We start from the raw sequence: 20556 nt of genomic DNA, 5'->3' as shown, positions 1-20556 counted from the left end.
GGCGGCACCGTGGACTCGCTGACGCAGGCCCTCCTCGGTGCAGCCGTCGGCGAGGCGACGCTAGGAAAGAAAGTCGGTCGCAAGGCGCTGGGCTGGGGCGCGCTCGCCGGCACCCTCCCCGACCTCGACATCCTCGCCTATCCCTTCCTCGACCCGGTCGGCGAGCTCGTCTTCCACCGAGGGCCAACGCACGCGCTGCTGTTCGCCCCGGTCGCCGCACCGCTCTTCGGCTGGCTCGTGTGGCGGCGCTACCGCGCCCGCGGCGCGCCCGCTGCCGAGGCCGGGTGGCGCGGCTGGGCGGCCCTCTTCTTCTGGTGCCTCTTCACGCACCCGCTCCTCGACGCGCTCACGGTCTACGGCACGCAACTCTTCCGTCCGTTCTCGGATCTCCCGGTGGCGGTCCCGGCGCTCTTCATCATCGACCCGCTCTACTCGCTCCCCCTCGTCGTGGCGGTCGTGGGTGGCCTCTTCCTGAAAGCCCCCGAGCGGCGGCACCGGCTGGCATGGGTCGGACTGGGGCTGAGCACGCTCTACGTCGGGTGGGCGCTTGGGGTGAAGGCCCACGTCGGGCGCGTGGTGGCGGAGACCCTTCGGGCGCAGGGCATCGAGGCTGAGGCGGTGCTGACCGTACCGGCCCCGCTCCAGACCGTGCTGTGGAACGTGACGGTCGACGTGGACGACGCCTTCCTCGTCGGCAGCTACGGCCTGCTCGACCGCGACCGGGCGATCTCGTTCCGGCGCGTCCCGCAGGAGAGCGCACTCTTCGACCCGTACCGCGAGACGCGGGCGGGCGAGGCGTTGCTGTGGTTCTCGCAGGGCTTCTACGTCATGCGCCCCGATCCCGGCCACACCGCCACCGATGCCGAGCCGGTCGGCCTCGTCCTGAACGACATCCGCTTCGGCCGCACCGACGGGTGGCTGAGCGACCGCGAGGGCGGCTACATCTTCCCGTTCCGCCTCGTCCGCGAGCCCGGCGGAGCCGTCTCGTTCCAACAGGGCCGGCCGTCGGTCGACCCCGCCGCCTTCCCCGTCCTCTGGCACCGCATCCTCGGCGACGAGTCGGCGCGGCTGGAGTAGTCAGCCTGTGGCGGCGTCGAGTTGGCGCGCGAGGTCGGCGGGATCGGTCGTCGGCTGCTGGCAGGCGAAGTCCTCGCAGACGTAGGCCGTCGCCGCCCCGCCCTGCACCGCCTGCGCCTCGGTGTAGGGTGCGAGGTCGGCGAGGGTGTCGGCGTCGGGCGGGCGGAGGTGGACGACGGCGTTCGGGAGGTAGCGCGTGCGGAGCGCACCGAGGAGCGCGTCGGTGTCGGCCGCGCCCGGCTCGCCGGCGACCGTGATTTCCTGGCTCGGACCCGTCGCGAAGGCGAGGGCGACCATCCCCATCGTGTGGCCCATCGGCTGCTCGGCAGCGGAGGCGGCCGACTGGAGGACGCGCCCAGCCTCGTCTTCGAGCGCCGTCTCGCCCGTCAGCCGTCCGAGCCGTAGCCCGTTCAGCGCGGCGACCGCGTTGCCCGACGGGATCGCGCCGTCGTAGTACGCCTTCTGCCGGACGAGAAGTACCTCGCCGTCGTCGGGCGAGAGGAAGAGGCCGCCGCGCGCGTCGTCGCCGAAGTGCCGGTGCATGGTCCGGTGGAGGTCGAGCGCGGCGCGGAGCCACCGGGGCTCGAACGTCGCCTGGTAGAGTTCGACGAGGCCCCAGACGAGGAAGGCGTAGTCGTCGAGGAGTGCCGGGATGCCGGCCTCGCCTTTTCGGTAGCGGTGGAGCAGGCGGCCGTTCCCCGCCTGCGCGGGGACAGGCTTGGTCTGCATCGTCGAGAGGAGAAAATCCGCTGCGCGGGCCGCGCGCCCGGCGTACTCGGGCGCGTCGAAGGTCCACGCGGCGCGGGCGAGGGCCGCGATCATCAGCCCGTTCCAGTCGGTGAGGACCTTGTCGTCGAGGAGCGGACGCGGGCGCCCGGCGCGGGCGCTGAGGAGGCGCTGCCGGATCCCGCCGATCCGGTCGCGGAGGTCGGCCTCGGGCACGCCGAGGCGGTCGGCGGCTTCGGCGTCGTCCGCCGTGCGGAAGAGGACGTTCTGGCCGGTCAGCTCACGCGTCGCCTCGTCCCGGACGTTGCCCTCGCGCTCCAGGTTGAAGAGCGCCGCGGCGAACGCGCCGTCCTGCGGGCCGAGCGTCTCGATCACCTCGTCCCAGGTCCAGACGTAGAACGCGCCCTCCTCCTTCTCGTCCTCGGGGTTGAGCGAGTCCGCGTCCTCGGCGGAGAAGAACGCGCCGTCCGGGCTGGTCAGGTCGCGCGCGACGTAGGCGAAAACGTCCTCGGCCGTGCGGCGGTAGGCCTCGTTGCGGGTGAGCGCGAACGCCTCGGTGTACGCCATCGCCAGGAGCGCCTGGTCGTAGAGCATCTTCTCGAAGTGCGGCAGCTTCCACACGCGGTCGGTGGAATACCTGTGGAAGCCGAAGCCGAGGTGATCCCACAACCCGCCGCGCCGCATCGCGCCGAGCGTCTCCTCGACCATCCGCAGCGCCCGCCGCCCGACGACCGTCTCGGTCCCGGCCCGCTGCGCCTCGCGGAGGAGGAAGAGGAGGTGGTGCGGGGTCGGGAACTTCGGTGCCCCGCCGAACCCGCCCGCCTCCTCGTCGAAGCGCCCGGCAAGTTGGTTGTAGGCGAGAGCGAGGGTGTGGGCGTCGAGCGTGCCGCCGGGGGCCGACTCCTGGGCCAGCCCGTCGCGGACGGCCTCGGTGATGCGCTCGGCGGAGCCGGCCACCTTGTCGCGGTTGGCGCGCCACTGCGCCGCGACGCTCGGTAGAAGCTCCATCATCCCGGGCCGGCCGGCGCGGCCGTGCTTCGGGAAGTAGGTCCCGGCGTAGAACGGTTTCTTGCTGGGCGTCAGGAGGACCGTCATCGGCCAGCCGCCGTGGCCGGTCAGCGCCTGCGTGACCGACATATAGAGCGCGTCCACGTCAGGCCGCTCCTCGCGGTCGACCTTGACCGGGACGAAGTGCTCGTTGAGGAGACGCGCCACGTCCGGGTCCTCGAACGACTCGTGCTCCATCACGTGGCACCAGTGGCACGTCGCGTAGCCGACCGACAGGAAGACGGGCTTGTCCTCGCGCTCGGCCTTCTCGAACGCCTCGTCGCCCCACGGATACCAGTCGACGGGGTTGTCGGCGTGCTGGAGGAGGTACGGGCTGAGCGCGTCGGCGAGGCGGTTGGGCATGGCGGTCGGGCGAGGTGAACCGGCGGTACGGCGCGTCCCGGCCTGCGTTCCGGTTCCCAGGGCACGGCGATTCGGATTGCGTGGCACCGAGCCGCCGGCTATGTTGAGGTCCACTGTTTCCTTGCTGCCATGCGTGCTCTCCTGCTCTGCCTCGCTGCGTGCCTCCTCGCGGGCTGTGACTCGTTCAGCCCGTCCGACGCGCTCCCCGCCCTCCCGAACGCCACGGCCGACCTCGCGGTGCTCCAGTCAGCCGACGGGTGGATCGTCGTCGCGGCCGTCTCCGGCGGCGAGGCCATCCAGTTCCCGTCCGGCGCTTTTCCGGTCTACTTCTCCGCCGACGGGATGCTCAGCGGACGCATCCCGCCCAACGCCTACACCGGAGAGTACACGGCCTCCGAAGACGGGAGCCTCGCCGTCAGTGACCGCTTCGTTTCGACCCTGATCAGCGAGTCGGAGGAGAGCCGGCGGCTGGGCGGCATCCTGCTCCAGGAACTCTCCCAAGCCACTCGGTTCGAGATCGAGGGCCCGACGCTCCAGGTGCGCTCCGCCGACGGCGACGGCGTCCGCCTCGGGCGGCTGTCGGTTCAGGAGGCGCGCTAGACCTCTCCCGTACGGCTCGCCTCCCCGACGTAGAGGCGCGGCGGTGCCGCACCCAAAGGGGACCTCGTCCTCAGCGCAGCACCGCTGCGGGTGACTAGGGCGACCACGTGGGGTCGCCCCTACAGGGCCTCGTTGCCCGTCTTCGGTCCGCTGTCCTCCGTCTTCTGCCCACTGCCGTTGCCGCCAAACGCCGGCGGCGTCGCTCGGGCACCCGGCTTGCCCTCGGTGACGTTGTGGAAGTAGCGGACCGTCGGGTAGGCCAGGTCGATGTCGTCGCGCGCGTCGAAGGCGTCGAGGATGGTCTCCCAGAGCAGCTCCTCGCTCCCGCGCCGGCGGCGGGGCTCGACGAGGTAGCGGACGACGAACTGCACGCCCACGTCGACCACGCTCGTGTAGACCGTCGGGGTGAGCTTGGAGTAGAAAATGAGGTACTCCTGCGCCGCCTGCCGGACCTTGCGCTCGGCGTCGGGGCTCAGCTCCTCGACCTTGTCGTGGGCGATTCCGAAGAGGATCTCCTTGGCGTCGCGCCACGCGCTCTCGAACGTCACCACGACCGCGATCTCGTTCCAGATGTAGGGGAAGCCGCGCGTGTAGTTCGTCACCGGCTCGGTGAAGACCTTGCCGTTGGGGACGTGGACGATCCGGCCCGTCGACTGCGCCGCCCCGGTCGAGGTCCCGACTTCGAGGAGCGTGAACCGGAACAGCCGCTGGTCGATCACGTCGCCCGCGATCCCGAGAATCTCAATTCGGTCGCCCGGCCCGAAGGGCTTGCGCCAGACAATGAAGCTCCACCCGGCGATGTTCGTCAGCGGGTCCTTGAGCGCGATCGCCACGCCGGCCGAGACGAGCCCGAGAAACGTCCCGACCTCGCCGAACTCGTCGAGCCAGATGTTCACGACGACGAGGAGGCCGAGCACGAAGGCGGTGTAGGCCGTCGTCTTGCGCCACTGGTACTTCGTGCGCGCGTCGGTCGCCCGCCGGTTGACGAGGCGCAGCACGACGAGGCGCAGCGCCCACAGCACGAGGATGACCGCGAGCGTGCCGAGGACATCGTTCAGCATGGCCCCGCTCAGGGTGGTGAACTCCAGGAGCCAGGCGTAGAACCTCGAAACGGCGTCGGTGACGGGACTCATCGAGACAGGGAAGCGGGCGACGGCCTCAATCTACGCCAGACCGCACCCACCCGCTCAGAACGCGCCGCCGAAGAAGACGGCGTTGAGGAGGAGCCCCTGCGTCCCCCACCAGAACCCGCGGAACGCCGGGTCGAAGTCGAAGAGGACGACGCGGCCCCGGCCGAGGCGCTGCGCCGTGATCGCCGAGCCGCCCGCGAACCGCGCCAGGTTCTCGTCCGAGACGTAGCCGCTCACGAGCGGACCGGCCGTGTAGGCCGCGACGCTCGACCCGGGCGCGTCCGGCAGGTCGAAGGCGAGCGCGTTGTTCTTGAAGACCGCCACGCGCTCCGGGTGCCCGAACGCGAGCGGGTGCGTCTCGTCGAGCGCGACCTCGACAATCGCCCCACCGACGACCTGCGCACCGCGCGCCGCGTCCACCTCGGCGTAGGGGCGGACCACGCTGTCCTCGGACGCCTCGCGCCGGGTCCATGCTCCGAGTCCGTTGCGCGCAGCCCAGGCCGCAGCCTGCTCGGTGGCGACCAGGGTGCCGCCGCGCTGCACCCACGACTTCAGGCTTTCCTCAGCGGCTCCGTCCAGCCCTCGGAAAAAGCCCGTAGCGATGATGACGTTGTACCGGCTGAGGTCCGCCCCACTGACCTCGTCTCGGTCGAGAAGCGAGACAGGCAGCCCGGCGCGCTGAGAAAGCAGGTGCCACACCTGACCGACGTTGTACACGTCCGTACCCTCGCCCGAGAGCAGCGCCACGCGCGGCATCTCCAGCACCGACATCGACCGGCTCCCGAGGTCTGGCCCGTCCGGCGTCAGCCCGCTGCCGAGTAGTGTCACGTCGACTCCGTGATAGACCGCCATATCCTGCAGGGTCTGGTGCACGGTCTCTGGGTCGACATCGGCCTGCTCTACCGGTATCACGAGCGCTCCCCGGCCGAAACCGTACGCCTGCCCGAGCCCGAGCGGCTCCACGGCCATACGGACGCGGATTCTAACCTCCTGCAGCCGTGCGAGCACGCGCGGTGCGAGCGTCATTTCCCATGGAATGACATACGCGACCTCGGCCCTGCCGAGCGTGGGTGGATTCGACTGGCCGAGGGATGACGCGAGCGCCCCGTCTGAACCGGGCAGCCGGTCTAGCTCAGCGTAGCGCAGCCCGTAAGCCAGCGGCAGCGTCCACGTCGAGACGTCGTAGAAGAGCGAGTCCTCGAAGCTCGTCACCCGCTCGAAGGCGGCCTTGACGAGCCGCGCCTGCGGCTGATCCATCGGGACGACGAACGCCTCCCGCGCCTCGAACCGCTCACCGCTGGCCTCGATAGGTTCGCTCAGGAGGTACGACTCGATCCGGTGCCGCTCCAACACGTCCGCGAAGTGGGCCGCTCGGGCCCGGTCTTCGGCCCCGACGACATAGCCCTGCACGTCGGACTCCTGGGCCACGTCCGAGGCCGAGGCGTAGAAGTCGCGCTGGTGCCGGAGGAGGTCGGTCCGCATCGCGGCGGCGGCCTCGAGCGAGGAGAGGCTGGTCGCGACCTGGTTGCGGACGGTCACCGCGTAGTCGAGCACGCCGTTGACGGTCTCCGAGGCGAGGGCGCGGCTGCTGGCCTGCTCGAAGAGAATCCCAACGGCCCCGTTCACGTCAGGGTAGGTCGAGCCTTTGCCGTAGTAGAAGTCGTCGAACGTCTCGCCGGAGTAGTAGAGCTGCCCGATCCGGTCGAGCGCTGCCGCGTGATAGGTCGCGATCTCGGCCGTGAGGTCGAACGTCCGCTCCGGCGTGTTGGGGTTGTTGCGGCTCGGGACGCCGGGCTGGAAGAAGTAGGTCGCGTCGCCGCCCATCTCGTGGAAGTCGGTCGAGAGCTGGGGCCGCCAGCTGTGCCACAGTTCCATCCGGCCGCGCGACTCCGGGTGGACGAGCGGGAGCCAGTCGCGGTTGAGGTCGAAGAGGTAGTGGTTGGTCCGGCCGCCGGGCCACGGCGCGTTGTGCTCGCGGTCCTGCCCGTCGAGCGAAGGCACGCCGTCGGTCCCGCCCCGGTTGCCGTTGACCCAGTCGACGAAGCGGTCGCGCCCGTCGGGGTTGAGGAGCGGGTCGATGAGGACGACGGTGTTCTGGAGGACGGCGTCGACGGCCGGTCCCTGTCCGGCGGCGAGGTGGTAGAGGAGCAGGAGGGCTGCCTCGGTCGCGCTCGCCTCGTTGCCGTGTACGCCGTAGCCCATGTAGGCCACGGCCGGCATCGCCCCGAGCGCGGCGTCGCTCACCGCGTCCGGCGCATCGCTCAGCCGAAGGTTAGCCTCGCGCAGGGCCTCCAGGTCGGTTCCCTCGGCAGCGACGACCGCATGGACGAGGGGGCGTCCCTCCCACGTCCGCCCGTGCTCGCCGACCGTGACGCGCGGGCTGGCCTTGGCGACGGCCTCCAGGTACCGGACTACCTGCTCCGGCCGCGTGTGGCGCGTCCCGATGACGTGGCCGATAACCTCTTCGGGCGTCGGGATCGCCGGATTGTAACCGGTCGTGCCCGGGGCGGTGAAGTCGGTCGCGAGCGGCATCGGCTGCGCGAAGGCACCGGGCACGAGGAGCAGCAGGGCGAGGCAGAAACGCATGGAGGTCGGAGAAATACGTAGGGGCGTATCGCAATACGCCCCTACAGGTACCGGCGGTGTGGGGAGGAGCTATTCGGGTACGGACGCGGACGCCGTCTCCGCCGCCTGCCGTTTCTCCTGGGCCGCGTGCTCCACGAGCCGGCCGATGCAGTCCGCCGTCCAGGTCGTGCGCGTGTTGGCCAGCACCCGGCCCTCGATCACGAGCTTCGGCACGCTGCGGATGCCGCCCTGCGAGATGATCTGGTTCTCCTCCTGGATCAGGCCCACGTACTTCCGGTTGTTCAGCTCTTGCCGGACCCGGTCGGAGTCGAGCCCGATCCGCCGGGAGGCGTCCGCGAGTTGGCTCACCGAGAGCCCGATGCCGGGCCGCTGGTTCTCGAACTGGAGGTTCAGCATCTCGGCGAACTTGTCCTCCTCAGCGGCGAGGTAAAGCGCCTGCGACTGCGGGACGGAGTAGTCCCAGATGGCGTAGGGCTTGTAGTAGACCTTCGCCTGGTCCTCGATCTGCGGGAGGATGGTTTCGAGCGCGTCGTGGAGCGTCTTGCAGTGCGGGCAGTTGGGGTCGAAGATCTTCATGATGCGGACCGGCGCGTCGGCGCTGCCCTCGTAGGGCGTGTCCATCGAGATCAACTGGTCGAAGACGGGGAAGCGCGGCGTTTCGTAGTCGTAGTGGCACTCGGCGGTCTCGGCCGAGACGCGCTGCACGCCCGGCGTGAACGTCGAGGCCGCCGCCTCGGGCTCCGGCGCGAGCGCCACGTCGGCCCCGGCGAGCACGACGAGCGCGACGAGGCCGAGCGCGTAGGGCCGCAGCGCCGTGCTCACCACCACGTCCCGCCCTGGCCCCTTCGCCCGCTCGACGAGGTGGAGCGCGAAGAGGGTCGCCGTCGTGAGCGAGGAGAAGAGGCAGAGCGCGCAGAACTGCGTCAGCAGGAAAGTCTGCACGCTGACGAGGTAGAGCGCGAACGCGAACCCGGCGCTGACCGCCCAGAAGCTGGCCTTGCGCAGCGTCTCACTCGTCGGCGCCTTCAGGAGGGCCGCGCCGAAGCGGAGCGCGGCCACGGTGAGGTAGAACAGCCCGCCCCAGACGAGCACGTCGACGCCGAGGAAGGTGCTGTAGGCGCTCGAGGTGACGTCGGCGCAGCCGCTGCCGCTCTGGGTGTCGCCCGCGCCGGTGCAGCCGAAGGCGAAGTTCGCCTGGCTCTGGACCCAGAGGTGGACGACGATCATCAGGCCCACGAGCGCGAGCAGGAAGATCGGGAGGTTGAGACGCGGGCCGCGCGCGGCCGGGGTAGTGCTAGCCATGAGAGTCGAGGATGCCGTCGGGGGGAGAGCGCGAAATATACCAACGTCCCCGCCGCCTCCGTCGTGCCCTGTCAGACGGACTCGGAAGCCTAAACCGTTCCGGGACGGGCGCCTGAGGATGTAGGTGGCTGGTGAACGCGAGAGCGGCAGGAACAGATCGGTGTCGTCCAGCGCCCCTGGTATCGTCGCCTCCGCGACCGACGTGAAGTCGGCCCCGCACGCACCGATGAGAACGCGCAGTGGGTTATGCGTAGATCACACCACCGAACGACTGTCCGGCGCGCTGACGTCCTGCCGCTTCTCGGAGGAGACCGGCGTCCACCCCGCGAAGCCGGAGGCCGTTTACGATGGCCCGTGGGACGTGGTGATCGGTGAGCAGCCCGACACTCACGAAGCGTCTCGGAGCGAACGCAGCCGGGCGCGGAGCCCTTCTGGCTCTTTAAGGCCGGGCCGGGCCCGTTCTGCCGACTCCAGCGCTGCATCGAGCGCTGCGTCTAGGGCTTCGCGGTGGTCCCAGTAGTAGCCGAGCGCCGCGTGCACCTGCGCCATCGAGAGCGACGGGTACTGGAAGTGCAGTTCGGCCGGACTCCACCCGTAGGCCCGCTGCGCGGCTACGAGGTGGAGCACCTTTAGCCGGGTTGCTCCGACGCGCGCGATGCCGGCTTCGTCGACCTCGATGTGCGGGTAGGCAACAGACGTATCCATGCTGCCTCGAACGGCACCGGGAGCCTAGCCGTTCCTCACGTCTGGAGCACGCCGGGGTTGAAGCGCTCCGCGTGCGGGTTGTGGTCGGCCATCTCGATGCCGGTGGCGAGCCCTCGTTGGACCGGGTTATGCGAGGCTGTTCCACTCTGCCGCTTGCACCCTCCGCCCAAGCAGCGTCTCTACCTCGCGGAGCATCATCCGAAGCTGCGGAACGGAATACTCCTGGTTCGACGGGATGGCGAGCCGGTGCCGGTCGTAGACCATGAACTGGTGCCTGGTCCCCGAGAACGGCCCCTCAAACCCGAGCCGCCGGAGCCGTTTGACGAAGACGCGGCGCTTACACGGGGTTCACCTGCTCATGCGTCGGGTCCGCGTTGAGGTCGATGCCGCCGACGATGGGCAGCGCATGGCCGAGCTTCAGCCCAACCAGGAGCCAGTCTTCGAGCGTCGAGCGTAGCTCTTCCTGGCACACGCGCAAGGTCTCACCGAAGGCCACGACACCCTGGCATTCCGGGATCCGCCCGCCGAAAGAGCCTTCGTCCAGCTTGTCGTACTCGGCTCCTGCCATCGCCGCGTCGAGGTACTGCGTGAGGACGTACTGCGTCTCCATAATCTGGTCCGTCTGAGTTCTTGCCAGGGTTACCGACCGGGGCGCGTACTAGTTTCGGTCTACCAGCCTCACGTCTGAAGCACGCCGGGGTTGAAGCGGGGGACGTGCGGGTTGTGGTCGGCCATCTCGATGCCGGTGGCGAGCCACTGCCGGGTCGCAGCCGGATCGATGATCTCGTCCACCCACAGCCGGGCCGCGGCGTAGTAGGGCGAGGTCTGGGCCTCGTAGCGCGCCGTCATCTCCTCGAGCAGGGCTGCCTGCTCCTCTTCAGACACCGTCTCCCCCTTCCGCTTGCGCGTGCCGATCTCGATCTGGAGCAGCGTCTTCGCCGCCTGCTTGCCGCCCATCACCGCGATCTGCGCCGTCGGCCACGCCAGGATCAGGCGTGGGTCGTAGGCCTTGCCGCAGAGCGCGTAGTTGCCCGCGCCGTACGAGTTGCCGATGATGACGGTGAACTTCGGGACGACGGAGTTGGCGACGGCGTTGACCATCTTCGCGCCGTCCTTGATGATGCCCCCATGCTCGCTCCGGTTGCCGACCATGAAGCCGGTCACGTCCTGGAGGAACACGAGCGGGATCTTCTTCTGGTTGCAGTTCATGATGAACCGCGCGGCCTTGTCGGCGGAGTCGGAGTAGATCACACCGCCCGCCTGCATCTCGTTCGTGTGCGCCTTCTTGCCCTGCTTCGCCATCACCACAAGGCGCTGGCTGGCGACGATGCCGACGCTCCACCCGTCGATCCGGGCGTAGCCGCAGAGGAGCGTCTGGCCGTACTGCTCTTTGTATTCGGTCCAACTGCCGGCGTCGATGATCCGGGCGAGGACGTCGCGCACGTCGTAGGGAACCTGGCGGCTCTCGGGCATCACGCCGTAGAGTTCCGCCGGGGCGAAGGCCGGCGGCACAGCCTCGGCGCGGTCGAACCCGGCGCGGGCGCGCGCCCCGAGGTGGGAGACGAGGTCGCGGATCGTCGCAAGGCAGGTCTCGTCGTCGGGCATCTTGTAGTCGGTGACGCCCGAGATCTCGGAATGCGTCGCCGCCCCGCCGAGCGTCTCGTTGTCGGTCGTCTCGCCGATGGCGGCCTTGACGAGGAACGGCCCGGCGAGGAAGACCGACCCGGTGCCGTCGACGATGAGGGCCTCGTCAGACATGATCGGGAGGTAGGCCCCGCCCGCGACGCAGCTCCCCATGATCGCCGCGATCTGCGGGATGCCCATCGAGGACATCCGGGCGTTGTTGCGGAAGATGCGCCCGAAGTGTTCCTTGTCGGGGAAGATCTGGTCCTGCATCGGGAGGTAGACGCCGGCCGAGTCCACGAGGTAGACGATCGGCAGGCGGTTCTCGATGGCGATCTCCTGGGCGCGGAGGTTCTTCTTGGCCGTGATCGGAAACCACGCCCCGGCCTTGACGGTGGCGTCATTCGCGACGAGGACGCAGAGGCGGCCGTGGACGCGCCCCAGCCCCATCACCGTCCCGCCGGACGGGCAGCCGCCCTCGGCCTCGTACATCCCCCACCCGGTGAAGAGGCCGAGTTCCATAAAATCGGTGCCCTCGTCGACGAGCGCGGCGATGCGCTCGCGGGCGGTCAGCTTGCCCCGGCTGTGCTCGCGGTCGATCCGCTTCTGCCCGCCGCCGAGCCGGACCTGGCTGGCGTGCGCTTCCAGCTCGCCGAGCAGGGCGCGGGCGTGCTCCGCGCGCGCGTCGAACTTCGCGTGATCGGACGCTGGAGTGCCGAGAGTGGAGACGACGTCGGGCATAGGGTGCGGAGCGTTCGGAGAAGGGAGCGGCTGAACCGAAAGGAGTGGGCCGAAAGTAGCGATCCCGGGGCCAAAAGAAAAGGTCCAGCCTGGGGAGGCCGGACCCGGTATCGAGCGGGAGGCAGCGTCAGATGACGGCGCTCATCTTCTGCATGATGAGGGTGCGGTCCTCGCCGGTCTTCTCGTGGATGAGGTTGACCATCTTGTTGAGGTTGCCGCGCGCCTTTTTCAGCTCCTTGTCGTCGATCTCGCCCCATACGGCGAAGATCTGCGTGCGGACACGCTCCCAGTTTTGCTCCATGCGCTGCTTGCCCATGCGTCTCACCCAAGTTTGTAGTACGGAAAAAACGGCCCTTCCGGGAGGGCACTAAGCCGTTTCCCCAGGCCCTACAAAATACAACGGGGTTTCCCCTATAGCAAGTGTGCTAGGAGAGGGCCTGAGCAGGGCTTCGCTGAGAGTTGACGTGGGCACGGCGAGCGCTCAGCGTCTGGCCCAGTGCGGTTCCGGCGACATGGCCGCTCGCCCAGGCCCACTGGAAGTTGAACCCGCCGATGCGGCCGTCCACGTCGCAGACCTCGCCGCAGAGGTAAAGCCCCGGCGTGCAGCGCGAAGCCATCGTGCCGAGGTCCAGTTCGGCGAGCGGGACGCCCCCGGCGGTGACCTCGGCGTAGCGGTAGCCCCGGTCGCCGGTGAGCGGGAGGCGGAGCGCGGTCACGGCCTCGACGAGCGCCCGCCGGTCGGCGCGGGTGAGGGTGTCGCCGGTCGTTTCGGGACCGACGCCGGCTTCGTCGAGGAGCGCGCGGGCAAGGCGCTCGGGGAGGCGCTCGCGGAGAAAGCGGAGGACCGTCGTGCCGAGCGCCTGGAAGTCCGCGTCGAGCGCGGCCGGCGCGGTGCCGGGGAGCCAGTCGACGGTGACGTGCGCGCCCTCGTCGTCCTCGCGGGCGTCGAGCCAGTAGCGGCTCAGGTCGAGGACGGACGGGCCGCTCAGCCCGAAGTGGGTGAGGAGGGTCGAGTCGGTGAACGCCTTGCCTTTCTTGCCGGTCGCGCTGCGGAGCTGGATCGTGGCGGGGACGGTGACGCCGCTGAGCGCGCAGAGCGGGTGGCCGGCGGGTAGGGTGAGCGGGACGAGGGCCGGGAAGACGCGCCGCGTGACGGTGTGCCCGAGCGTCTCGGCGATGCGGTAGCCGTGCCCGTCGGACCCGCTCTTGGGGAGGCTCTTGCCGCCGGTGGCGAGGACGACGCGCGCGGCCTCAATCTCACCCCACTCCCCCATCACCCGGAACCCGTCGCCAGCCGGTTCGACCGTCTCGACGCGGCGCGGGTGCCGGACCTCGACGCCCGCCTCGTGGTTCGCCCGCAGGAGCGCGCCCAGGACGGTCTTCGCGCTGTCGGTCGTCGGGAAGAGCTTGCCGGTCTCCTCGCGCTTGAGGTCCACGCCGAGGTCGGCGAAGAAGTCAACCGTCGCGGGCACGTCGAACCGGCGGAGCACCTTTTTGATCGCACCCCGAGTGGAGCCTGCGTAGGCGCGGGCATTGACGGCGTGGTGGGTCACGTTGCAGCGCCCGCCGCCCGCGACAAGGATCTTCGCCCCGAGCTTCCGCGCCCCGTCGAGGAGCACGACGCGCCCCGCGCCGGAGCGCCCGGCGAAAATGCCCGCCATCAGCCCCGCCGCCCCAGCCCCGACGACGACTACATCAGCTCGCTCCATTGCGGACCTAACCCGTGGTGAAGTTGAGCACGCTGCGGACGTAGGAGCGCATCGTCTCGCCCCGGCTCGCGGCGGGCTGCCAGGTCTTCTGCGCCGTCGCCCGCATTGCCACCGCGTCGAGCGTTGGGTGGACCGGGTCGACGAGCTTGATGGCTAGCGGTGCGCCGTCTTCGCTGAGGTAGACCTGCATCTTCACGGCCCCACCGATGCCGGCCTGCCGGAGGCTGTCGGGGTAGGTGATCGCCACGTCGCTCGGCGCGGGCCGGGGGAAGAAGAAGACCTTGCCCAACTCCCGGTTGATGTCGCGCTCGAGGGCGTCGCGGTTTTCGTCCTGCCCCCGCGCGTCGATCAGCGGCACGGCGATCTCGGTGAAGAGCGAGTCCACGAACTCGGGCGCGTTGCGGTAGAGCGCGATGAACTTCTGCTGCACGTTGCGGTGCGTCGGGCTCTCGGTGCGCTTGCCGTCGGGCCGCTCGCTGAGGGCCATCGCCTCGAAGGTTTCGAGGTCGCGGAAGGCGACGGTCGTGTCCACGCCGTCCTGCCACCAGCGCATCCCGTCGGCGTTCCAGCCGGGCGGCGGCCCGAGGTCTACCGGTTCGCTGCCGCCGCAGCCGGTGAAGAAGGCGAGGGCGAGAACGAGGAGGGCGAGGCGGAACATGGCGGCGCGGTTACGTGGGTGAGGACACGCGCAAAATACGCCTCGCTTCAGACCTACCGGTCCGCCCCAGCCTCAGGCAGGGCGTCGGCGAGGCGGACGAAGAAGCGCCGCCGGTCCATCGCCACGACGCGGACGGTGCTGCCCGAGGCGATGAACTCGCCCTCGGTCTGCACCTCGACGCGCTCGCCGTCGATCTCGACGATCCCGCCCGGCCGCAGCGGCGTCACCGCGACCGCGTCGCGGCCGAGGTAGCGCGAGCGGGTATCGTGCTCGCGCGCGTCGGCGTCTTTGTCGCGCCGCAGGTCGGCGGCGAGGACGAAGCGGTCCCACGCGCCGGTCTGCCAGAAGAAGTAGAACAGCCCGGCCCCGGCCCCGACCGAGCCCAGCGCGGCGAGCACGCCGCCCGCCGGCCCCAGCGTCACGAAGGCGTAGACCACGCCCGCGACGATCGCCAGCCCGCCCCCGATGCCGACCGCGCCAAACCCCGGCACGACGTAGACCTCGACCGCGATCAGGCCGAGGCCGACGAGCACGAGGAGGAGCGGGATCAGAAATTCCACCGGGAAGGCCGCGCGTTAGTCGTTGGAATGGAAGTCGGCCGAGCTACGACGCGCGCGCCGGGCGCACCTCGACCCGGCTCCCGCGCACGCTGACGACCTCGACGTGCTCCCCCTGCGGCACGAACGTGCTCTGCGAGACCACGTCTACGCGCCGCCCGTCGATCTCGGCCATGCCGGCCGGGCGCAGCGTCGTCAGCGCCACGCCGACCTGGCCGAGGAGCGTGTCGTCCGAGTCGGCCGCGATGTAGCCAGCCGCGCTGCCGAGTTCGGGCGCGAGGACGAGGTGCCCGAACCGCTCCGACTTCGGCAGGTAGCGCCCGACGGAGTAGCCGAAGATCATCACGAGAATGAGCGTCCCAGCGAGCGTCAGGATGGCCTGGGTGATCGCTCCGCCGGAGGGGAACTGGAGGCCGACGTTGCCGATGAGCGCTGCGCCAAGTGAGAAGAGAGTTAGCAGGAGACCCATGATACCGGCCACGCCGAAGCCGGGGATGACGAACACTTCGATCAAAAGCAGCAGCACCCCGAGGCCGAAGAGCGCGATCTCCCAGCTCTGCACGAGGCCGAGCATGTAGTGCGGCGCGAAGAACAGCGCTGCCCCGACGGCCGACATCGCCCCGGCGAACCCGACGCCCGGCGTCTGGAGTTCGAAGTACAGCCCGCCTAGCATCATCATCATCAGGATCGAGGCCATGACCGGGGCTCCGAGGAAGCGGAGCACCCGCTCGGCCGTCGAGGCCTGGTGCTCGACGCGGGGCCGGTCGGCTGCGCCCAGGGCCGCCAGGACGTCGTCCTTCGTGCCGAGGACGGCGTCGGCGACGCCGAGGCGCTCGGCCTCGCTCGCCGAGAGCGTGAGGAGCGTGCCCTCCTCGACCACGCCGTCGACTTCCAGCGTCTCGTCCACCATCGCCTCGGCGATCTCGGGGTCGCGCCCGCCCGCCTCGGCCGTGGCGCGCATCAGCCCGCGCATGTAGCTCTGCATCTTCTCCGACGCCTTCGTCCCCGCCCCGTCCACGACCGTCGCCGCGCCCATCGACGCGCCGGGGGCCATCACGATCACGTCGTTGGCGTACGAGATCAGCGCCCCCACGCTGGCCGCGTTCGGGTCGATGAAGGCGACCGTCGGGATCTCGCTGTGGAGGATCGCCGAGCGGATCTGGTCGGCGGCATCGACAAGCCCCCCAAACGTGTCGATGTCGAAGAGCACGAGCGCGGCCTCAGCTTCGGCCGCGTCTTCAAGCGCCCGGTCGATGTAGTTGGCGAGCGCCGCGTCAATCATCCCCTGGACCGGGACGACGAACACGTCGCCCGTCCCGAGCGAGTCGGCGACGGCAGCGATGCGTTCGTCGCCCGCGGGCGCGCCCTGTGCCACTACAGCAGGAGCAGCAGTCAAAGCGAGCGTGAGAAAGCAGATCAGACGGATCATGGCGTTGCAGGACAGGATGGGGCTCCTGTACGCGATCCGCGCGCTGTAAGATTCAGCGCCTTCTCACTGGATCAGGACCGGTGTGCCAACCTCGACGAGGTCCCAGATCGCGTCGAGGTGCACGTCGCGCAGGGCGACGCAGCCGCGCGTCCACGCCCGCTGCCGCCCGGACCCCTGGCCGTGAATCGCAATCGCCCCGCCGAGCTTGGTCCCCATTGGCGGCGTGCGGAAGTCCTCGGCGGCCTCCACGATCCGGTCATGCTCGCGCTCGGAGATCAGCTCGGCCTCCAGCCCGCGCGCGGCGTCCTCGGCGTTGGGGTAGCTCAGCATGAGCGAGCGGTAGTACTGGCTGTTGAGATTCTTCGAGGTGATGAAGAACGAGCCCTCGGGAATGCGGTAGTGGTCGCGCTCGCCGAGGTCGGCCCGGCGGACCTTGTCGTCGTCGGGGTTCTGCGACACGTCGGCCGGGAGGCGGCGCACGACCTCGGCACCGCGGTAGACGTAGAGGTTGCGGCTGGCTTTGTCGACCATCACCCAGACGTTGGAGAGCGCGGCGGACGCCACCCATCCGACCGTCTCCTCGCCGACGATGCGGCTCCACGCGCCGCGCTGCTCGATCACGCGGACGCCCTCGCGGAAGTCGAGCCGGGCGAAGGCGCGGGACGAGTCGGGCGCGCTGAACACGCGCGGGCGCTCGCGGACGACGTAGAATATCGGTGCCTCATCGGCGGGCACCGCGCGGTCCGGCGAGGCACTGCTCGGTGCCGTCGCCACGGGCTCGGGTGCGACCGCGTCCGACGGCTGCGCGTGGGCGCTTTCCGCGAAGCAGCAGAAGAGGAAGACAAGCGAACGCAACATCGGGCGGGCGGCGCGTGGCGGAGGCCGAATATAAAGAGCGGACGAGCGGAGAGGCTGAAGCGGGTGAGAGAAGGTGTGGCAGGTCGCCCGTTCTGGGCATACCTGAACCTCGTCCACCACGTACCGACCGTTAAGCCGCGTCGGCCTGCGCCTCATTGTGACGGAGGCACCAGCGGTAGGCTTCGAGCGTCCCGTCGAGCACCGCGCCCTCCGTTACGACCCGCGCTGCCGCCTTCGTCGCGGGCGTGGCGTTCTGCGGCGCAAACGAGAACCCGACGGCCTGCAGCGCCCCGATGTCGCCCTGGGTGTCGCCGATGAAGGCCACCTCGCCGATGGATAGTCCCTCCTCTTCTGCGACGGTCTCGACCGCAACGCGCTTCGTGAGCGCGCGCGGAAGGACATCGATGGAGACGTGCGTCGGGTGGACGATCAGGCTCGGGTGGTGCGCCGACACGAAGCGGTCCACCTCGGCGAAGCAGCGCTCGATCTCGTCCTGGTCGGTCCCGATGACGCCGACCTGGGCGCGCTTGCCGTAGTCGAACGACAGCCTAGAGCCGGGGAGGAGGTCGCGGTGGAAGTAGCTGCGCACCGCGCCGAGGGCGTCCTCGACCTCGGGCGTCAGCAGCGGGCTCCACCGAATGCTCGCCGTCTGAAGGTCGAAGCGGCCGCCGCCGCTCTCGAACAGGGCCGGGCCGCGCAGGTCGAGCGCCTGCGCGACGGCCTCGACGTAGGCGTAGGACCGCCCGGAGCAGATGCCGACGCGCGGGTAGACCGGGTCGGTCTCGGCGCGGCGGCCCGCCTCGGCGAACTGCCGGAAGCCGGCGAGGTCGTACGCTTCGTAGGGGGCCGCGAGGCAGCCGTCGATGTCGGCGAGGAAGAGGCGAATCATGGAAGCTAGTCGGACGTGGAGGGCAGGGAGGGAATGGAAAGAAGCGCCCAGGTCAGAGTCGGAGATCCCTCCTCACTCTCCCTGCTCTCCACGCCCATCCTTTTCCCCGCCGAGCACGTCGGCGAGCAACTCGACGGTCCGGTCCGAGATGCCCATCGAGGAGAAGCCGCCGTCGTGGAAGAGGTTCTGCATCGTCACCATCCGCGCGTAGTCGCTCAGGAGCGTGACGACGTAGTCGGCGCAGCTCTCGGCGTCGGCGTTGCCGAGCGGGGAGAGTTGGTCGGCGAAGTCGAACATGGCGTCGAAGCCGTTGATGCCGCCGCCGGCCGTGGTGCGCGTCGGGCTCTGGCTGACGGAGTTGATGCGGATGCCACGCTTGCCGAGCCGGTAGCCGAAGGAGCGGACGATGCTCTCCAGCAGCGCTTTCGCGTCACCCATCTCGGAGTACTTCGAGAAGACCCGCTGCGCGCCGATGTAGGAGAGCGCGACGATCGAGCCGCCATCGGCAAGGGCCTCCTGCTTCAGCCCGGCCTGCACGACCCGGTGGAGGGACGCCGCCGAGATGTCGAGCGTCTTGAGGTACCAGTCGTGGTTGAGCGCTTCGTAGGGCTTGTTCTTGCGCACGTTGACGCCCATCCCGATGGAGTGCACGACGAAGTCGACCGGCCCGTGCTCGCTCTTGACCTGGTCGAAGAGCGCCTCGAGGTCCTCGTCTTTCTGGGCGTCGGCGTAGACGACCGGGCTGCCAGTCTGCTCGGCGAGCGCGTCGAGGCTCCCGAAGCGCTTGGTGACCGGTGCGTTGGAGAGGACGAACGTCGCCCCCTCGCGGCGGCAGGCATCGGCGATTTTCCAGGCGAGGCTGCGCTCGTCAAGCGCGCCGAAGATGACGCCGTGCTTGGCGCTGAGGAGGCCGTGAGACGTAGACATGAGAGGCGGGGTTGAACCGGAAGGGGCGGGCCGCCCAAACTAGGCAGCCCGCCCCTTCCGATTTCGAGAAATTGCGGCAAGCCGTTCCGGCATCTTCTTCCGGCCGGGTGCCGTTCGGTCCGGCCCTACGCCTCGCCGTTCTCCTGCTTCTTCGTCACCCACACGCCCTGTCCGTTGCCGCCGAGCATGCTGCGAACCTTCTTGAGCGTCCGCTCCTTGAACAGCGGCTTGGCGATGTAGTCGTCGAAGCCGGTCTCGAGGAAGCGCGTGCGGTCGTCGGGGTAGGCGTAGGCCGAGGTGGCGAGAATCGGCAGGTTCTTGAGGGCCGGGTTGGAGCGGATCTGCTCGGTGGCCGTCATCCCGTTCATCCCGTCCTGGAAGTTGATGTCCATTACCACGAGGTGGGCCGGGTTGCCTTCAGCGAGGTAGGCCACCGCCTTCTCGGCCGAGTCCACCTCTACGACCTCGTACTCGTCGCGGAGGTAGAAGTAGATCAGGCGCCGGGTCTCGGCGTAGTCGTCTACGACGAGGACAACCGGACGCGCAGGGGTCTCTGGAGTGGCGGGCTTCGCGGACGTAGAGGGCTGGAGACTCATGGGCTGAAGCGCGGAGGGGGAGAGGGGACGAAACTCAGCGGGGACTCGGACCACACCCGGGAGCCACGGGGTGCGCCGTCTGTGAACCTGAGCCTGATATCGTCCTCGGCAGGGCCATGTTAAGGAGAAAAAGCCTAACTAGATCGCGCGTGCCGCTTCACTTATCCGGCCGCGTCACGCTAGCGTGTCCGATCGGACGGACTCAGCCCCGCGGCGTAAGCTTTACCGAGCGGTGCGGTGATCGTTTGCATCGGCTGGTGGAGGTGGCCGTTGGTAGCAAGAATCTGGCCACCAAAGAGCATGCCCTGCTCCGCCCCGCCGAGCGTCGTCACGCGCCCCCCGCCTTCGCGGACGAGCACGATCCCAGCCGCCACATCCCACGGCGCGATCCCGGCCTCGAAGTACCCGTCGAAGCGGCCGCAGGCTACGTAGGCCAGGTCGGCCGCCGCCGCGCCGGGACGGCGGAGCCCGCGCGTGGAAAGCATGAGCTGGCGTAGCACGTCGAGGTAGGCGTCGAGGTACCAGAACAGGCGGAACGGGAAGCCGGTGGTGATGAGGCTGTGCTCTAACTCCTCGGTGCCGCTCACGCTGGCGGGCACGCCGTTAAGCGTCAGCCCCCGGCCCCGCACGGCGGCAAAGAGTTCGTCGGCCGTGACCTCGTAGACGACGCCGAGCACGAGGTCGGCGCCGTCGTGGAGAGCGATCGAGATGCAAAACGGAGACACACCGTGCGTAAAATTGGTCGTTCCGTCGATGGGATCGATGATCCAGCGGGGCCGGCCATAGCCGCCCCGAAGCTCTTCCTCCGACGCGCCCTCCTCGGCGAGCGCCTCGATGCCGGGGCACGCGTTGGCCAGCACGTTGAGGATCAGGCGCTGCGAGGCTTCGTCGGTCTCCGTGACGAGGTCGTGGAGGCCTTTTTCCTGAACCGCCCCGGCCTGCCCGATGCGCGCGCGGACGAGAGCCCCGGCCTGCCGAGCCGCCGCGACGGCGGCGTCGAGTTCCTGTTGGTAGTCGGGAGCAGGCATACGGG

The 20556-nt window shown here is 69.5% G+C and carries 20 protein-coding genes; 2 read left to right on the top strand and 18 right to left on the bottom strand.

Features of this window, described 5'->3' with window-relative positions:
- The first annotated feature begins 9 nt into the window (after positions 1–9).
- Entirely contained in the window at positions 10–1077 is a 1068-nt protein-coding gene (locus AAGI91_02070) for a metal-dependent hydrolase (protein ID MEM1041390.1), read from the top strand.
- On the opposite strand, the gene AAGI91_02065 is transcribed toward AAGI91_02070, so the two are convergent.
- Positions 1078–3213 (bottom strand): thioredoxin domain-containing protein, encoded by a 2136-nt coding sequence (locus AAGI91_02065; GenBank protein ID MEM1041389.1) that lies wholly within the window; start codon positions 3211–3213, stop codon positions 1078–1080.
- A 129-nt stretch (positions 3214–3342) separates the two neighbouring features.
- Between AAGI91_02065 and AAGI91_02060 the strand changes: the two genes are divergently transcribed.
- Positions 3343–3813: an META domain-containing protein gene (locus tag AAGI91_02060; protein ID MEM1041388.1), complete on the top strand. Its 471-nt coding sequence runs from the start codon at positions 3343–3345 to the stop codon at positions 3811–3813.
- A gap of 119 nt (positions 3814–3932) precedes the next feature.
- Here the strand turns inward: AAGI91_02060 and AAGI91_02055 are convergent, their stop codons facing one another.
- The 17 genes from AAGI91_02055 to AAGI91_01975 form a co-directional block, all read right to left on the bottom strand.
- Complete coding sequence (locus AAGI91_02055) at positions 3933–4946, bottom strand: mechanosensitive ion channel family protein (GenBank protein ID MEM1041387.1); 1014 nt, start codon at positions 4944–4946, stop codon at positions 3933–3935.
- Positions 4947–5000: 54 nt separating this feature from the next.
- Positions 5001–7529 (bottom strand): M14 family zinc carboxypeptidase, encoded by a 2529-nt coding sequence (locus AAGI91_02050; GenBank protein ID MEM1041386.1) that lies wholly within the window; start codon positions 7527–7529, stop codon positions 5001–5003.
- A 69-nt stretch (positions 7530–7598) separates the two neighbouring features.
- Positions 7599–8831, bottom strand: coding sequence for a vitamin K epoxide reductase family protein (locus AAGI91_02045; protein ID MEM1041385.1), 1233 nt, complete (start codon positions 8829–8831; stop codon positions 7599–7601).
- Positions 8832–9218: 387 nt separating this feature from the next.
- Positions 9219–9536 carry a DUF433 domain-containing protein gene (locus AAGI91_02040; protein MEM1041384.1) on the bottom strand — a complete coding sequence of 106 codons (318 nt, stop codon included), beginning with the start codon at positions 9534–9536 and terminating at the stop codon, positions 9219–9221.
- 126 nt (positions 9537–9662) lie between these two features.
- Positions 9663–9800 carry a type II toxin-antitoxin system HicA family toxin gene (locus AAGI91_02035; protein MEM1041383.1) on the bottom strand — a complete coding sequence of 46 codons (138 nt, stop codon included), beginning with the start codon at positions 9798–9800 and terminating at the stop codon, positions 9663–9665.
- A 73-nt stretch (positions 9801–9873) separates the two neighbouring features.
- Entirely contained in the window at positions 9874–10146 is a 273-nt protein-coding gene (locus tag AAGI91_02030; protein MEM1041382.1) for a type II toxin-antitoxin system HicB family antitoxin, read from the bottom strand.
- Between the two features lie 68 nt (positions 10147–10214).
- Complete coding sequence (locus tag AAGI91_02025; protein ID MEM1041381.1) at positions 10215–11900, bottom strand: carboxyl transferase domain-containing protein; 1686 nt, start codon at positions 11898–11900, stop codon at positions 10215–10217.
- Positions 11901–12027: 127 nt separating this feature from the next.
- Positions 12028–12216, bottom strand: a complete 189-nt coding sequence (locus AAGI91_02020) for a general stress protein CsbD (protein MEM1041380.1) — start codon at positions 12214–12216, stop codon at positions 12028–12030.
- Positions 12217–12325: 109 nt separating this feature from the next.
- Positions 12326–13609 carry an NAD(P)/FAD-dependent oxidoreductase gene (locus tag AAGI91_02015; GenBank protein ID MEM1041379.1) on the bottom strand — a complete coding sequence of 428 codons (1284 nt, stop codon included), beginning with the start codon at positions 13607–13609 and terminating at the stop codon, positions 12326–12328.
- Between the two features lie 7 nt (positions 13610–13616).
- Positions 13617–14267 carry an energy transducer TonB gene (locus AAGI91_02010; GenBank protein ID MEM1041378.1) on the bottom strand — a complete coding sequence of 217 codons (651 nt, stop codon included), beginning with the start codon at positions 14265–14267 and terminating at the stop codon, positions 13617–13619.
- Positions 14268–14320: 53 nt separating this feature from the next.
- A complete protein-coding gene (locus tag AAGI91_02005) occupies positions 14321–14827 on the bottom strand; it encodes an NfeD family protein (GenBank protein MEM1041377.1) in 507 nt (168 codons plus the stop codon).
- A 43-nt stretch (positions 14828–14870) separates the two neighbouring features.
- Complete coding sequence (locus AAGI91_02000) at positions 14871–16253, bottom strand: NfeD family protein (protein ID MEM1041376.1); 1383 nt, start codon at positions 16251–16253, stop codon at positions 14871–14873.
- A gap of 63 nt (positions 16254–16316) precedes the next feature.
- Positions 16317–17111, bottom strand: coding sequence for a L,D-transpeptidase (locus AAGI91_01995; protein MEM1041375.1), 795 nt, complete (start codon positions 17109–17111; stop codon positions 16317–16319).
- Positions 17112–17241: 130 nt separating this feature from the next.
- A complete protein-coding gene (locus AAGI91_01990; protein ID MEM1041374.1) occupies positions 17242–18000 on the bottom strand; it encodes an HAD hydrolase family protein in 759 nt (252 codons plus the stop codon).
- Between the two features lie 72 nt (positions 18001–18072).
- Positions 18073–18927 (bottom strand): enoyl-ACP reductase, encoded by an 855-nt coding sequence (locus AAGI91_01985; protein MEM1041373.1) that lies wholly within the window; start codon positions 18925–18927, stop codon positions 18073–18075.
- 125 nt (positions 18928–19052) lie between these two features.
- Complete coding sequence (locus tag AAGI91_01980) at positions 19053–19523, bottom strand: response regulator (GenBank protein MEM1041372.1); 471 nt, start codon at positions 19521–19523, stop codon at positions 19053–19055.
- A 179-nt stretch (positions 19524–19702) separates the two neighbouring features.
- A complete protein-coding gene (locus tag AAGI91_01975) occupies positions 19703–20551 on the bottom strand; it encodes an inositol monophosphatase family protein (GenBank protein ID MEM1041371.1) in 849 nt (282 codons plus the stop codon).
- Positions 20552–20556: the final 5 nt, after the last annotated feature.

The organism is Bacteroidota bacterium (assembly GCA_038746285.1).
Lineage (GTDB): Bacteria > Bacteroidota > Rhodothermia > Rhodothermales > JANQRZ01 > JANQRZ01.
This window is presented reverse-complemented; position numbering and strand designations above follow the sequence as displayed.

Excerpts from the sequence above, each read along its gene's own strand:
- AAGI91_02065 (MEM1041389.1), bottom strand. The coding sequence starts at position 3,213 with ATGCCCAACCGCCTCGCCGACGCGCTCAGCCCGTACCTCCTCCAGCAC.
- AAGI91_02060 (MEM1041388.1), top strand. The coding sequence starts at position 3,343 with ATGCGTGCTCTCCTGCTCTGCCTCGCTGCGTGCCTCCTCGCGGGCTGT.
- AAGI91_02055 (MEM1041387.1), bottom strand. The coding sequence starts at position 4,946 with ATGAGTCCCGTCACCGACGCCGTTTCGAGGTTCTACGCCTGGCTCCTG.
- AAGI91_02050 (MEM1041386.1), bottom strand. The coding sequence starts at position 7,529 with ATGCGTTTCTGCCTCGCCCTGCTGCTCCTCGTGCCCGGTGCCTTCGCG.
- AAGI91_02045 (MEM1041385.1), bottom strand. The coding sequence starts at position 8,831 with ATGGCTAGCACTACCCCGGCCGCGCGCGGCCCGCGTCTCAACCTCCCG.
- AAGI91_02040 (MEM1041384.1), bottom strand. The coding sequence starts at position 9,536 with ATGGATACGTCTGTTGCCTACCCGCACATCGAGGTCGACGAAGCCGGC.
- AAGI91_02035 (MEM1041383.1), bottom strand. The coding sequence starts at position 9,800 with ATGGTCTACGACCGGCACCGGCTCGCCATCCCGTCGAACCAGGAGTAT.
- AAGI91_02030 (MEM1041382.1), bottom strand. The coding sequence starts at position 10,146 with ATGGAGACGCAGTACGTCCTCACGCAGTACCTCGACGCGGCGATGGCA.
- AAGI91_02025 (MEM1041381.1), bottom strand. The coding sequence starts at position 11,900 with ATGCCCGACGTCGTCTCCACTCTCGGCACTCCAGCGTCCGATCACGCG.
- AAGI91_02020 (MEM1041380.1), bottom strand. The coding sequence starts at position 12,216 with ATGGGCAAGCAGCGCATGGAGCAAAACTGGGAGCGTGTCCGCACGCAG.
- AAGI91_02015 (MEM1041379.1), bottom strand. The coding sequence starts at position 13,609 with ATGGAGCGAGCTGATGTAGTCGTCGTCGGGGCTGGGGCGGCGGGGCTG.
- AAGI91_02010 (MEM1041378.1), bottom strand. The coding sequence starts at position 14,267 with ATGTTCCGCCTCGCCCTCCTCGTTCTCGCCCTCGCCTTCTTCACCGGC.
- AAGI91_02000 (MEM1041376.1), bottom strand. The coding sequence starts at position 16,253 with ATGATCCGTCTGATCTGCTTTCTCACGCTCGCTTTGACTGCTGCTCCT.
- AAGI91_01995 (MEM1041375.1), bottom strand. The coding sequence starts at position 17,111 with ATGTTGCGTTCGCTTGTCTTCCTCTTCTGCTGCTTCGCGGAAAGCGCC.
- AAGI91_01990 (MEM1041374.1), bottom strand. The coding sequence starts at position 18,000 with ATGATTCGCCTCTTCCTCGCCGACATCGACGGCTGCCTCGCGGCCCCC.
- AAGI91_01985 (MEM1041373.1), bottom strand. The coding sequence starts at position 18,927 with ATGTCTACGTCTCACGGCCTCCTCAGCGCCAAGCACGGCGTCATCTTC.
- AAGI91_01980 (MEM1041372.1), bottom strand. The coding sequence starts at position 19,523 with ATGAGTCTCCAGCCCTCTACGTCCGCGAAGCCCGCCACTCCAGAGACC.
- AAGI91_01975 (MEM1041371.1), bottom strand. The coding sequence starts at position 20,551 with ATGCCTGCTCCCGACTACCAACAGGAACTCGACGCCGCCGTCGCGGCG.